At 38.5% G+C, this 14,483-nt stretch carries 14 protein-coding genes; all 14 read right to left on the bottom strand.

Annotated elements, in window-relative coordinates; translation table 11 throughout:
• Positions 1 to 124: 124 nt before the first annotated feature.
• A complete protein-coding gene (locus Q0376_RS09290; protein ID WP_298706798.1) occupies positions 125 to 580 on the bottom strand; it encodes a GatB/YqeY domain-containing protein in 456 nt (151 codons plus the stop codon).
• Between the two features lie 20 nt (positions 581 to 600).
• The gene (rpsU, locus tag Q0376_RS09285) at positions 601 to 780 is read right to left on the bottom strand and encodes a 30S ribosomal protein S21 (protein ID WP_004695751.1); all 180 of its coding nucleotides are present in this window, start codon (positions 778 to 780) and stop codon (positions 601 to 603) included.
• Positions 781 to 939: 159 nt separating this feature from the next.
• Positions 940 to 1,284 (bottom strand): histidine triad nucleotide-binding protein, encoded by a 345-nt coding sequence (locus Q0376_RS09280; RefSeq protein WP_298706796.1) that lies wholly within the window; start codon positions 1,282 to 1,284, stop codon positions 940 to 942.
• A gap of 60 nt (positions 1,285 to 1,344) precedes the next feature.
• Positions 1,345 to 2,643, bottom strand: coding sequence for a tRNA (N(6)-L-threonylcarbamoyladenosine(37)-C(2))-methylthiotransferase MtaB (gene mtaB, locus Q0376_RS09275; protein WP_298706795.1), 1,299 nt, complete (start codon positions 2,641 to 2,643; stop codon positions 1,345 to 1,347).
• 130 nt (positions 2,644 to 2,773) lie between these two features.
• A complete protein-coding gene (locus Q0376_RS09270; RefSeq protein ID WP_298706794.1) occupies positions 2,774 to 3,544 on the bottom strand; it encodes a 16S rRNA (uracil(1498)-N(3))-methyltransferase in 771 nt (256 codons plus the stop codon).
• Positions 3,545 to 3,728: 184 nt separating this feature from the next.
• Positions 3,729 to 4,580, bottom strand: coding sequence for a 50S ribosomal protein L11 methyltransferase (locus tag Q0376_RS09265; protein ID WP_298706793.1), 852 nt, complete (start codon positions 4,578 to 4,580; stop codon positions 3,729 to 3,731).
• A gap of 163 nt (positions 4,581 to 4,743) precedes the next feature.
• A complete protein-coding gene (gene dnaJ / locus Q0376_RS09260; RefSeq protein WP_298706792.1) occupies positions 4,744 to 5,955 on the bottom strand; it encodes a molecular chaperone DnaJ in 1,212 nt (403 codons plus the stop codon).
• 16 nt (positions 5,956 to 5,971) lie between these two features.
• The gene (gene dnaK / locus Q0376_RS09255; RefSeq protein ID WP_298706791.1) at positions 5,972 to 7,816 is read right to left on the bottom strand and encodes a molecular chaperone DnaK; all 1,845 of its coding nucleotides are present in this window, start codon (positions 7,814 to 7,816) and stop codon (positions 5,972 to 5,974) included.
• Between the two features lie 117 nt (positions 7,817 to 7,933).
• On the bottom strand, positions 7,934 to 8,527 hold the full coding sequence (grpE, locus tag Q0376_RS09250; protein WP_298706790.1) for a nucleotide exchange factor GrpE: 594 nt from the start codon (positions 8,525 to 8,527) through the stop codon (positions 7,934 to 7,936).
• Positions 8,528 to 8,540: 13 nt separating this feature from the next.
• Entirely contained in the window at positions 8,541 to 9,560 is a 1,020-nt protein-coding gene (gene hrcA, locus Q0376_RS09245; RefSeq protein WP_298706789.1) for a heat-inducible transcriptional repressor HrcA, read from the bottom strand.
• Positions 9,561 to 9,954: 394 nt separating this feature from the next.
• Positions 9,955 to 11,856 carry an OPT family oligopeptide transporter gene (locus tag Q0376_RS09240; RefSeq protein WP_298706800.1) on the bottom strand — a complete coding sequence of 634 codons (1,902 nt, stop codon included), beginning with the start codon at positions 11,854 to 11,856 and terminating at the stop codon, positions 9,955 to 9,957.
• 564 nt (positions 11,857 to 12,420) lie between these two features.
• Complete coding sequence (locus Q0376_RS09235; protein ID WP_298706788.1) at positions 12,421 to 13,149, bottom strand: gamma-glutamyl-gamma-aminobutyrate hydrolase family protein; 729 nt, start codon at positions 13,147 to 13,149, stop codon at positions 12,421 to 12,423.
• A gap of 304 nt (positions 13,150 to 13,453) precedes the next feature.
• Positions 13,454 to 14,101 (bottom strand): TrkA family potassium uptake protein, encoded by a 648-nt coding sequence (locus tag Q0376_RS09230; RefSeq protein ID WP_298706787.1) that lies wholly within the window; start codon positions 14,099 to 14,101, stop codon positions 13,454 to 13,456.
• A 68-nt stretch (positions 14,102 to 14,169) separates the two neighbouring features.
• Positions 14,170 to 14,483: potassium transporter TrkG (locus Q0376_RS09225; RefSeq protein ID WP_298706786.1), on the bottom strand; the 314-nt coding region annotated here is incomplete at its 5' end.

Below are 14,483 nucleotides of genomic sequence, written 5' to 3'. Positions count from 1 at the left end.
TGATGTTGTCCTCCTATAAAACAAAAAGACCTACACCTTGCCATATGTAACAAGGTGTAGGTCTTCATTGACCGATTATTATCTTAGGTGTATGTTATCATACATCATAGCTTATGTCAACAGATTAACCATTAACCTTTGCTATTTCTTCACGGACAATTGTATTTACCATTTTGCCATCGGCTCTGCCTCTAGTTTCAGGCATTACCTTACTCATCACATCACCCATTTTCACAGGAGCTGTTAGAGAGCTAATAGCATTCACTACAATAGTACGAATTTCATCTTCACTAAGTTGAGCTGGCATGTATTTTGCTAATACTTCCATTTCAGCCTTAGTTTGTTCAACGAGATCATCACGATGACCTTTAACAAATTCAGCTAATGAATCTTGGCGCATTTTCATTTCTTTAGCCAAAATCCCTAATATATCTGTATCGTTAAGCTCACGCTTTTCGTCAATTTCCGTATTTTTTATAGCACTGTTAACCATTCGAATAACTGAAAGAGCAACTTTCCCCGCTTCGCGAGCTTTCATGGCTTCTTTCATATCCGCTTTAAGCTGTTCTTTTAAGGACATAATTCCCTCCAAGATAAATCTTAAGCTCTGAACTTGCGCTTACGTGCTGCTTCAGACTTTTTCTTTCTTTTAACGCTTGGCTTTTCGTAATGTTCGCGTTTTCTTACTTCAGATAAAACACCCGCTTTTTGGCAGGAGCGTTTAAAACGACGAAGAGCGCTTTCAAGCGTTTCATTTTTACCGACTTTAATTTCAGACATCTATATCCCTCCCTCCAAAATATACTATGGAAGTGCAGGTATTTACTATACGCACATAAAGATATTATAATATTTGACTTATGCTTTGTCAATATTTCTAGCCTAGTTTATATGACTTTCTAATAGAAATTATTTACAAAAAGCATAGGCATTTTATTATTATGCTTCTGGCCAACCTAATTCTTGACCACCGAGTAAGTGAGCATGTAAATGGAATACAGTTTGGCCTGCTTTTTCCCCTGTATTAAGGACTAAGCGATATCCATCAGCAGAAATACCTAATTCTTTCGCCACATCTCGTACAAATGGCAATAAACCATCTACGTATTCAGCATTTGCTTCTGTTAAATGAGCAATATTAGCTACATGTTGTTTAGGAATAATCAAAGCATGCACCTTGGTTACAGGGTTAATATCATGAAAAGCTAAGAATTTATCATTCTCTAAAATTTTGTTACAAGGAATTTCACCATTAATAATTTTACAAAAAATGCAGTCGCTCATACCTTTAACCTTCTTCCGTTTTACAATAGGCCCTCACATTGAAATAGATATAAACTTAGATTATTCAATAATTAGGCTTTCACCATCAAATGCCGTAACGGTTCCCCCAATGATACTGCCCACTGGATAGTCCGTGGCTTCTTTTTTTATTTTACCGTGAATGTATTCATTCGTAAAGCCTACATAATAGCCATCTACTTCACGTTCTACTAGTATTTCCGCCGGCTTACCAATCATTCCATTTGCATAGTTAGCAAGACCTTCATCACCTAGACTATTTAAAAGCGCCACCCGAGTCTTTTTCACCGCCTCAGGGACTTGATTTTCCATAGTAGCCGCTGGCGTGCCTTCTCGAATGGAATAAGGGAAGGCATGAATATGCGTAAAGCCTAGCTCACGCACGGTATTCATGGTTTCCTCAAAATCTTCATCAGTTTCCCCAGGGAAGCCTGCAATAATATCCGTTGTAATAGCTAACCCAGCAATGCGACTGCGTAAGTTAGCAATTAAATCTTTAAATTCTTGCAGATTATAATGACGATTCATCAATTTGAGTATATGATCAGAGCCAGCTTGTAATGGCAAATGCATATGAGAACAGAACCGTGGTTCAGTAGCCATTAATTCCACCAATTCATCGGATACTTCTACAGACTCAATGGAACCTAGGCGAATGCGCTTCAACCCGTCAATAGTTAACAAGACCTTTACTACTTGTGCTAATTTAGGCTTTTCTGGTAACTCTACGCCATAATTGCCTAAGTGAATGCCTGTTAGAACAATTTCTTTATATCCATGTGCTACTAAGCGCTTTGCTTCTTGCACAATGTCATCCACTTTACGGGATTTTAATTTACCTCTTGTATATGGAATAATACAGAAGGTACAGTAATTATTGCAACCCTCTTGAATTTTCATAAACGCACGGGCTTTTTCGATTTCATCACCATATAATGGCATTTCTTCAAAGGTGGATTGCTCCATAATATTGCGCACTGCATTAATTTGCTTTTCAGTCGATTCAATTTGCTCTACTAGCTCCACTACTTTATTGCGATTATTAGTACCAATAACTAAATTAACCCCTTCTATAGCGGCAATTGCATCAGGCGCAAGCTGGGCATAACAGCCCGTTACAATAATATAGGCCTCTTCATTCGTACGCTTAGCTTTACGAATTAATTGGCGCGATTTGCGTTCCCCCATGTTCGTTACGGAACAAGTATTAATTACATAAATATCTGCTTTTTCATCAAATTCCACTGGCGTATAGCCACTTTTTATAAATAAACCACGCATGGCATCCGTGTCATATTGATTCACACGGCAGCCCAAGGTAGTAAATGCTACTGTTTTCATTACAACTCCTAACGAATAAAATTATTAGTTCTTAATCATACAATCTGTACTGTATAAGGTCTATAAGAAAGTATATATAATATATACACAAGACCCCTTTTCCTATAACAAAGCTTATACAAAATATATGTTAACGCATATTTAAAGCATACTGAAGCATGCCAATAGCCCCAATAGCGGCAGTTTCAGCACGAAGAATGGTATTCCCTAAGGACACAGGGCTCACCCCTTTACTAGTAAGTAGATCCATTTCCTTAGAGCTAATGCCTCCTTCAGGACCAATAATAATGGCCACGCGCTTCACACCCTTAGCATTTATCTCCATTACCTCACGAAGACTTGTTTTATCTTCATTTTCATAAGCTACTAAGACTAAGGTGCCCTCTTCTTGTTCCTTTATAATAGCTTGCTCTAACGATAGACTAACCTCAAGTTCTGGCAAACGTTGACGGCCACATTGCTGTGAGGCCTCCAATACAATTTTTTGCCAGCGCTCATATTTTTGACCTAATTTTTTATCCCTATAGGTAGCCACACAATGTGCCATGGGTACAGCATACATTGCACTTACATTGAGCTCTGTAGATTTTTGTAAAACCCACTCAAATTTGTCACCCTTTAGAAAGCCTTGAATCAACACGATATCAATTTCATCGACGTCTCCCATCAAAGACGGTGTACCCTGTAATGCCTTATGCAGCTGCTCTACATCTACACAAGAGGCCCTAGCAACGCCATCTACAACCTCTTTTATAACATACTGTGCCGTATGTCCTGCCGTGTCACTCACTGTGAGCGGTTCAGAAAAATTGTGACGAAATACATTTACAATATGATGCGTTGTATCTTTAGGAATCACAATGTCTTCCCCTAAGAGTGTAGGAATAAATATTTTCTTCATTATATGCCTTTCTAGATATAACATTAGGTCAAAAACAGTCTTGTGATTGTCTCAATTAACAGTTATGTCGTGGTCTCAATTAACAGTCATATCATGCTCTCAATTAACAGTCATGTCATGCTCTCAATTAACAGTCATGTCATGCTCTCAATTAACAGTCATGTCATAATCTAAATTAACAGTATTATGGTGATTCCAAGGCAAATGTATGCCAAGAACCATGAGTTACTTCTTCTTTTATCTTCCAATTTGCAGTAATATAAGGCATAATTTCCTCATATCGTTCATCAATAATACCGCTAATAATAAGTATACCATGTTTGGCTAGTTTTAAACCAATTTGAGGCAATAAAATCTTAAGCGGATCTACCGTTAAATTGGCTACGATTAAATCAGCTTCACCAACATAATCTTCATCTAAATTACCGCAAATCAATTCAGCCTGCACGTTATTTACGGCACAATTAGCCTGACTCTGCTCAATGGCGCTGGCCTCAATATCAATCCCCACTAACTTCTTAATACCTAATTCGTGGGCCACTAATAACAATATGGCCGTGCCTGTACCTATATCGAGGCAAGTCTTCTTATCTTTACCATATTTAGCCATTAAGGCTGCACAAGATTGGGTTGTTTCATGAGCCCCTGTGCCAAAGGATAATTCAGAGTCAATAACAATCACCTTATCCCCTTCACGAGGCGTGTACTCCTTCCAAGCCGGTTTAATAATAATATGCGGTAAAATTTCCGTCGGTTCAATATATTGCTGCCAACTATTGTACCAATCCCTATCAGTCACTAATTGGCCCTTTAAATTCTTGTATTCTATCTTTCCAGACTCCAAGAGCTGCTTAACTTGCTCTTCCCACCAGTCTATGGACTGACGCTTGTCTCCATAAATAGTCAGTTTTGTCCAAGCTGGCTCATCTACTATATCTTCTTCTATAAATCCGTTACTTTTAAAGGTATCAAAAAGAGTAGTCACCTCATCGATGACTACTCTTTGAATCGCAACGGATATTTCTATCCATTCCATATGAGTTCCTCACTTATTAATGTATGAAACCTAAATCGAGTACGCTTTAATAGGTCCTCTTTGAGAGTCATAGACAAATACAACATCATAACAACTCACACTATAGAGCATAATTTGTCATATTTGTTACACCTTCATACTACAGTGTATTAAGAACTATATTTTACGAATTTAGGGATAATTTGTCAAACACTTTAAACTGTAAAGCTTCTTTTACTTTATCGCCTAAATCTTTTAAGAAACCTTTTTTCTCGTCAAATTTGCTCGTATCTTCTTTGCCTTCTTTAGCAAATTCAATGAGCAATTCACGTTGCTTATCAGTTAACTTCTTAGGTGTTACTACATTAATGCGTACATGTTGGTCCCCTCTTTGCTTTGGATTGCGAAGATATGGGATACCTTTACCTTTAATGCGCAAAATAGTACCACTTTGAATACCTGCTGGGATTTTTAAGTCCACTTTACCATCAATAGTATTGACCATAATGGTAGTACCTAGTGCAGCCTGTGCGAAAGTAATATCTACCTTGCTGATAACTTCATTGCCTTGACGTTCAAATTCATTACTAGGACGAACATAAATATATACATATAAATCGCCCTTAGGACCACCATTAACACCTGGCTCACCTTCATTAGATACACGAAGGCGGGAACCATTATCTACGCCAGCTGGAATCTTAACTTCTAGTTCGCGATTAATTACGGTTTGGCCACTACCATGACATTTTCTACATTCTTTTTCAATCTTTTTACCAGACCCATGACATGCGGAGCAAGTACGGGCAGAACGCATTTGACCAAATGGCGTGTTTTGTACTACTGTTTCTTGACCAGACCCATGACAGCGTGGACAGGTTTCCACTTTACTACCTGGTTCACCACCAGTACCATGGCAGTGATCACATTCATCATGGCGATTAATAGTCACTTTGATGGTCTTACCAAAGGCTGCATCTTTGAAGCTAATCTCTACGTCTTTACGTAAATCATCACCCTTTTGTGGTCCCCGTGGATTGCTACCGCCACCACCAAAGAACATGTCAAAGATATCGCCAAAGCCACCGCCTTGGCCACCGAAGCCACTAAAGTCAAAGCCGCCTTGACTGCCATAACCACCAAAGCCACCGGCTCCAGCGCCTCCACCTTGAGTGAAGGCGTCATGACCGTATTGGTCATATTGAGCACGTTTGGTTTCGTTGGAAAGGACTTCATAGGCTTCATTAGCTTCCTTAAACTTAGCTTCTGCTTCCTTTGGATTATCTCTATTCACGTCAGGATGGTATTGTCGTGCCTTCTTTCGGAAAGCCTTTTTTATCTCGTCTTGGGAGGCATTTTTATTGACCCCAAGGACGTCATAATAATCCTTTGCCATTATTTATCCTAACCTCTTATTTATTTTGATCGTCTTTAACTTCAGTGTATTCAGCATCAACTACATCATCTTTTTGTTGTGCCCCTTGAGCCGCACCTTCTGCACCTGCTTGGCCAGCACCGGCAGCTTGTGCTTGCTCATACATCTTAGTGGACAATTCATATAAAGGTTTAGTTAATTCTTCGCTCTTAGCTTTAATGTCTTCTACATTACCAGCTTCGATAGCGGATTTTAAAGCATCTTTAGCTGTTTTCACTTGTTCTAATGTAGCAGCATCTGCTTTACCTTCAAAGTCTTTGATTGCTTTTTCAGCTTGGTATACTAAGGAATCGGCATTATTTTTAACTTCGATTTCTTCTTTTTTAGCTTTATCTTCTGCTGCATGAGCTTCTGCTTCTTTTACCATGCGATCGATTTCATCTTGTTGTAAACCGCCGGAAGACGTAATAGTAATAGCTTGTTCTTTACCAGTTCCAAGATCTTTAGCTTTAACATTTACGATACCATTAGCATCAATGTTGAAAGTAACTTCGATTTTAGGTACTCCACGAGGAGCTGCAGGAATGCCAGTTAATTCGAAACGGCCCAATGTTTTATTGTCAGCTGCAAAATCACGTTCACCTTGAAGTACATGAATATCTACAGAAGGTTGGTTATCTGCTGCTGTGGAGAATACTTGGCTCTTAGATGTTGGAATTGTTGTATTGCGGTCGATTATGCGAGTGAATACACCACCAAGAGTTTCGATACCTAAGGACAATGGAGTTACGTCAAGAAGCAATACGTCTTTTACTTCACCAACGAGTACACCACCTTGAATAGCAGCACCTACAGCTACACATTCATCAGGGTTTACATTTTTAGTTGGTTCTTTACCAAGTACGCGTTTAATAGCTTCTTGAACAGCTGGGATACGAGAAGAACCACCAACTAATAAGATTTTGTCGATTTCACCAACGCTAAGGCCAGAGTCAGCTAAGGCTTTACGAGTTGGTTCAATAGTAGCTTCCACTAAATCATGAGTTAATTCTTCAAATTTAGCACGGCTTAATGTAAGGTCTAAGTGTTTAGGACCAGTTGCATCAGCTGTAATAAATGGTAAGTTAATATTTGTGCTCATAACGCCAGATAATTCGATTTTTGCTTTTTCAGCAGCTTCTTTTAAACGTTGGTCAGCCATTTTATCTTGAGACAAGTCAATGCCAGTGTCTTTTTTGAATTCTTCAATCATCCAGTTCATGATGCGTTGGTCGAAGTCATCGCCACCTAAATGGTTGTTACCGCTAGTTGCTTTTACTTCAAATACACCATCACCAAGTTCAAGGATGGATACGTCGAATGTACCACCACCAAGGTCAAATACTAATACTTTACCTTCTTCATCTTTATCTACGCCATAAGCAAGAGCAGCCGCTGTTGGTTCGTTGATAATACGAAGTACATCAAGGCCAGCAATAGCACCAGCATCTTTAGTTGCTTGACGTTGGCTATCTGTAAAGTATGCAGGAACTGTAATAACTGCTTGTGTTACAGTTTCACCTAAGTAAGCTTCTGCGTCAGCTTTTAATTTTTGAAGCACCATAGCAGAAATTTCTTGTGGTGTATATTGTTTGTCGTCAATCGCCACTTTGTAATCGCTACCCATATGACGTTTAATAGATGCGATTGTACGGTCAGGATTGGATACAGCCTGACGTTTTGCCAATTGACCAACTAAGCGTTCGCCATTCTTTGCAAAACCTACTACAGAAGGAGTCAAGCGAGAACCTTCCTGATTTGTAATAACAACTGGTTCGCCGCCTTCCATAACAGCGACTACAGAGTTTGTTGTACCTAAGTCAATACCAATTACTTTTGCCATTTTACATGACCTCCTAAATTTAAATCTTTTTTCATTCCATATGTTTATTGAAATTCTATATATTGTCACAGTCAATTGTACATAAGTACAACTAACTGTATGTAACGATTATACTATCTAGCCATTATGAACCACTTTAACCATTGCTGGACGCACTGTGCGACCATCTACAGTATATCCAGTTTGTAAGACTTCACAAACTGTATCGTCTTCATATTCTTCAGATGGCACGCGCATAACAGCTTGATGGAAATTCGGGTCAAATGGTTTGCCCACTGCTTCAATCACAGCTAAGCCATGTTTTTGCAAACTTGCTAGTAAGTTTTGTTGAATCATGGCAAAGCCTTCTAAAAAGGCCTTAGTTTCATCTGTAGCTGGCACCTGTAAAGCGCGCTCAAAATTATCGAGCACAGGGAATAAATCATTCATTACATCCCCTTTTACAAAACCGGCTAACTGATCTTTTTCTTGCAATGTACGGCGTTTGAAGTTTTCAAAATCTGCCTGCAAGCGAAGGTAACGACTTTCTACTTCTGCTACAGCCGCTTTAATATCCGCTTCTACAGCAGCTCCTGATTCAGCGGCTACTTCGTCAGCTAAATCAACCTGATCGGCTTCAGTAGCTTCTACTGTTTCCTCTGTCGTTTCATTCGTCATGGTTTCTTCAGTGGTTCCCATATCTTCGTGCTGTTTTGTTTCTTCTGTACCCATTGTGCGAATCACCTCATTTGTTTTCTTTGTCTTTCAATACTTTTATAAAGTCTTGCATATACGATAAAATCCCAATAATTCGGCCATATTCCATACGCGTTGGCCCTAAAATAGCTAATGTGCCAATTCGTTCATCATCCTTGCCAAAATTTGCTTGAATTACACTCAAATTCTTTAAGGTTTCTGACTTATTTTCATCGCCGATTTTTATATCAATGCCCTCTGATTGAGCTGGTCCAATCAATTGATTTAATTGGTCCTGCTCTTCTAGCATAGATAAAATGGGTTGTACTTTTTTAATATCTTTAAACTCGGGCTGCTCTAATAACTCTGTAGTGCCAATGGAGTAAAATAATTTTCTCTTAGCAATAGCACGGTACAAAGTATTAGCCAAAATAGCCAATACATCGCGCGGCCCTTCAATAATCTGTATAGTAGCTTGCAAGGTATGTAGTGAAATATCACAAATTCGCACATCCTTTAAAGCATTACTAAACTTTATTGAAACACTGGCTAGTTCATCATCGCTGATAGGCTCTTTGAAATACATGGGCTCATTATCTAATGCCCCCGTATCAGTAACAACAACCATAACAGCTCGACTATGACCAATAGGCAACACATGAATAAACTTCAAAGTAGAAGAATCATGTGCTGGCGCTAAAAACAAACTCATATTATGACTAATCTGAGAAATTAGCTTGGCCACATTCAAAAAGAAATCTTCAAAGTTACTTGGCTTTTCTTTCCATATTTGATTGATTCGTTCTGCATCTTCGCGCTGTGTGCCGTTCAAATGCATCATGTCATCTACATAATATCGATAGCCCTTAGCTGAAGGAATTCGCCCAGCTGATGTATGAGGTTGCTCTAAAAAACCAAGCTCCTCTAAATCAGCCATTTCATTGCGAACTGTAGCGGGACTTACACCGAGCTTATAATTCTTAGCCAAGGTGCGCGACCCCACTGGTTCAGCTGACTTTATGTAGTCTTGTATGATAGCGTGTAAGATGCGTTGTTTTCTCTCATCCATAATCGCACCTCGTTTGTTAGCACTCATTAATGTCGAGTGCTAATCACAGGTATAATGTTATCATAAACCGTCAAAATGTCAAGTGATTATTTATCTTAAAATGCAGATATTTACTTATTAGTCAAAAAATCAAACCACAAAAAGTCAAAAGAGCTATAGAATAACTTGTTCTTTTACATCTCCACCAATCATGCAGACATGTATATAACAAGCTATTTCTATAGCTCTTGTTTGAATCAATATGGTTTCTTATGCATGTGTAAGTGCTTTACAATAGGCTTTATGTATTACCTTTAGCCTCACCTTTTTACTTCACGCTCTTTGCCTTACAAAATATGCCTCACAAATTACGCTTTACACTTTACACATTCAACTTTATACCTTTATTTATGCGCTAGGCACTTTTCTTTTTGGATCGTAAATTAGTAGCAATCTTGTACATTGCAATTACGAAACCAAAGTAAATTACCATGCCAAGGAATGTGGCACCTGGTGTTTTTTCCCATTCTGTTAAGAATAAGTCTACCCCAGCAATATGAAGAATGGCACTAATTAAAGCCCCAATAGCACCGCCGGCAACGAAACCAGATGCTACAATACCACCTTTAGTAACGCGTTCTTCTTGTTCTTCTTCATCATCACTAGATTTTTTAACTAAATAAGATACTAAGCCACCTACTAATAATGGTGTATTAATTTCCATTGGTAAGTATGCGCCAAGGGCAAAAGCCAATGGTGGCACGCCACACATCCAAAGAATAACGGCAAAAACAGCACCCATAATATAAAGTGGCCATTGAGCACTACCACCTGTCATAAGCGGTTCAACAATAGCAGCCATCGCATTAGCCTGTGGTGCATTAAGGGCATTTTCCCCTACAAAGCCATAGGCATTGTTTAATAACATTAATACCCCTACTGCTACAATAGCTGCAATGGCAACACCGACTAATTGCCATTGTTGCATCTTACGAGGTGTAGCACCTAGCAGATGAGCTACTTTTAATTCAGACATAAAGTTCCCTGCTACACCAATAGTTGTAGCCAAGAACGCGGCCATCATTAAAATTGCAATAATACCAAGTTTACCAGTCATGCCAACACTAGTAAGGGCAACAGCACCAATTAGAATCATAAAAATAGTCATCCCAGATACTGGTTCACTACCAGTAAAGGCGATGGAACTAATACCTACTACGGAAAGTAAGAATGCTAAAATCAATACGATTACGAAAGCCACTAAAGTCTGAAGAATAGACTGTGCATAGCAAATATGGAAGAAAATAGCAAATAATACAGTTGTTAAAATAATACCAAAGCCTAAAAATGACATAGGTAAGTCCATTTGTGTACGAAGTAAGTTCACAGATGTGGTCTTATCTCGATTAAACATGTCTTTTAAGGCGCGGCTCATAATGCGAGTCACCACTTTAGACATGGATAATAAGCCAATTACTCCTGCCATAGCAAGCATGCCAATACCAATATGACGAACATATTGAGAGAATACTTGCCGAACTGGTGCATCCGCAAGAAGCATTTCCTTGCCGCCAACAACCATTACATAGTCTCCACCTAAGTAATATACTAGTGGAATACATACATACCAAGCAAAGAATGAACCTGATACGATAATAGCGGCATAACGTAGCCCCGTAAAGTAACCAATACCAAGTAAAGCAATATCACTATCTAAAGAGAAGTGAATTTTCATCTTATCCTGAAGAGCTTGCCCCCATTGGAATGTAGTAGTGGAGAAAACTTCACGCCACCAACCTAATGAATTGAGAACAAAGTCATAGAACATACCAAAGAGACCACTGAAGATCATCAATTTAGCACGGCTACCTTCATTACTACTCAACACTTCTGCCGCAGCACGTCCACCAGGGAATGGATAGGCATGATGCATTTCTTCACAGAAATAGGAACGGAAAATGGTACAAAGTTGTACCCCTAATAAGCCCCCTAGAACGACTGGAATAATCATTTCAACAAAAGATACGTCGTCAATATTTAAGATGAAAAGGGCTGGTAAAATAAACATAACACCAGCTAATACGTTCGTACCAGCACTACCGATAGCTTGGATATGAACAGTTTCTGGAAAGGCATTTTTGCGTTTAAATACAGCCGCCATCCCCATGGCTAATACAGATACAGGCGCAAAGGCATCAACTGTTTGACCGATTTTTAAGCAAAGATAACCAACAGCTAAAGAGAATAAGGCTGCATAAAATAGCCCCCAGAAGATTACATAAGAGTTAATCTCCACATACTCTTTCTTCGGATCCATTATAGGATGAATGTCATTAGAATGTTCCTGTTCTTTCACGATATCCTCCTCGTTTACCAACTAAGAACGTAATATGCCTATTTATCAGCATATTACCTAAAATCATCCCCAAATGCTCTCTATGTTTTATCTCATAACATGTTCAAAGTCTTTTGTTGCCATCCTCACCACCTATAGTTGCTTTATTGCATGCGCTGCACTTTGCGTTCATAACCTCACTGTATGTAGCTTCTTTAATCACGCATTCTATATATTTATATTATAAATCATTCATGTGCTCTGGTAAACAAAATTGTTCACTTCTAGTATACAAATTTAATTTTATTTTGTCATTTTTCAAAATCAAAACAAACGAAATTCTTTAGTAGCGCACCTTAGTCCATTGCCAATGAACTCTTATTGAAAGCTTTATTTTTAATTAGTTGTACGAATAAATAATGCGATATTAATTAGTGTTAATTGATTTTATTTAATCAAATACATATCCTAAATAACACTAATATCAATAGTTAAAACAAGACAATCTGTGTTATTGCCATTAATATTTTAATATCTGTGTACACATCACACATGTTGCGTTGCTTCTACAAAGGCTCTAAATAAATGCTGAGCTTCTTGCGAATGTTCCGTCATCATTTCTGGGTGAAATTGGCAGGTTACAAGCCATGGATAATCTGTCGCCTCCATCGCTTCTACAGTGCCATCTTTACTGCGGCCGATTACTTTAAGCCCCTTACCTACTTCTTTTACAGTCTGGTGATGGTGGGAATTCGTAAGCCATGTTGTTTTCTTAATGCTGTCAGCAATTTTTGAATCCACCGTAAAATCAACTGTGTGAAATGGCAGTCCTGGAGTTTGGTCTTGCCAATGTTTTATAGTGCATGCTTCATCATATTTTAAATCTTGATATAAAGAGCCCCCGCGGTATACATTGACGATTTGATGACCGCGACAAATGGCTAACACAGGAATTCCTTTTTCTATAGCAGCGTCTAGCAAAGCAAAGTCAAATAAATCTCGCTCCGGCCAAACATCACTGAGTCCTTGCAAAGGCTCTTCTTTATAATGTAAAGGATAGACATCGTGTCCACCAGATAGAACTAAACCATCAAGGCGACTGACAAGCTCCTTAATATGTTCCGTATTGTCTGTAAAGGGTATGATAATCGGAAGCCCCCCTTGTTCACGAACGGAACGCAAGTAATCTTCATTTACATAAGATCTTGGAACCCTTGAAAAATCGCCTGTTCCCACATGCATATGACTTCCTGAAACTCCAATTAATGGGATCATAGTATCCCCCTTTCTTAAAAAAAAGGGCCTCCACCTGCTATGGAATGAAAGCCTAAATTTTTAATTTTAAAAAATCATTTTCTTATTTTAAATTATAGGTAGTACCTAATGCTTTGTCAATGAGATTACCCCTTATATAAACTTGATAAATTCTCATAAGTAGGTGAGAAATGTCTTGTAGAGGAGTACTTTTTACAAGTTTCACAACGTCCCCCTCTGCTAGACATCTAATGTAGCTAAAAAACTCATAGCAGGATGAACTTGCTCTCTATTAGAACATTTTATCGCCTATTTATATATTGCCTTAGCCTAGCTTAGTAATTTCCTCATTTTGACCAATAATAATGAGCATATCAGAAGCTCTTAGTTTATCAGTTGGGTCCGGTGGCGCAATGACTTCATTATCCCGTTTAATAGCCACAACGTTTACATTGTAAGATTTACGTAGTTCTAATTCCATTAAGGACTTACCATCCATGAATAGAGGCGTCTTAATTTCTACAATACCAATATCTTTAGACAATTGGAAATAATCCACAATATGATCGCCCGAAAGCATTTGTGCTACACGCTCAGCCATATCCATTTCTGGGTACACTATGAAATCAACCCCGACTTTCTTCAAGAGCTTGCTTTCCATAAGGCTTGATGCTTTAGCTACCACATAAGGAGCTTTTAAATCCTTTAATACCATAGCCGTTAATAATTTGGCATTCATATCTTCACCAATGGCAATGACCACCATATCTAAGGTCTCTAAATGCAGTTCGGCAATCGTATCTTCATCAGTAAAATCAGCCACTACCGATTGGGCAATATAAGGCGTCATTTTTTGCACTACTTTTTCATCTCTATCAACGCCAAACACTTCATGGCCCAATTCAGTCACTTGTTTAGCTAAGGTACCACCAAAACGCCCTAATCCAATAATGCCAATTGATTTACGTTTCATCATATCCTCCTATTATAGTTGATTTTCTATTATAGTTGATTTCCTATTCTTCAGTATAGCTATATAGATTACAACAACACATTGTCTTCTGGATAGTACACACTGCTTGGTTTCTTTTGACGAACAAAGAACGCACCAATCAATGTAAGTACACCAATACGACCTGTGTACATAACAATCATGAGGACGATTTTGCTGGCGTCACTTAATTCACCTGTTATGCCTCGAGTTAAACCAACCGTAGCAAATGCTGAGGTTACTTCAAATACTAAATCTAGAAAATCATAGGTCTCAATCCAAGACAATATAAATGTAGCAATTAATACGAGCCAGGTGGAGAAAAATATAATGCTACAGGATTTTATTATCAAAGACTGACTTA

It is taken from the genome of uncultured Veillonella sp. (assembly GCF_937981445.1).
Classification (GTDB): Bacteria; Bacillota; Negativicutes; order Veillonellales; family Veillonellaceae; genus Veillonella_A.
The sequence above is the reverse complement of the archived record's forward strand: the minus strand, read 5'-3'. Positions and strand labels throughout refer to the sequence as shown.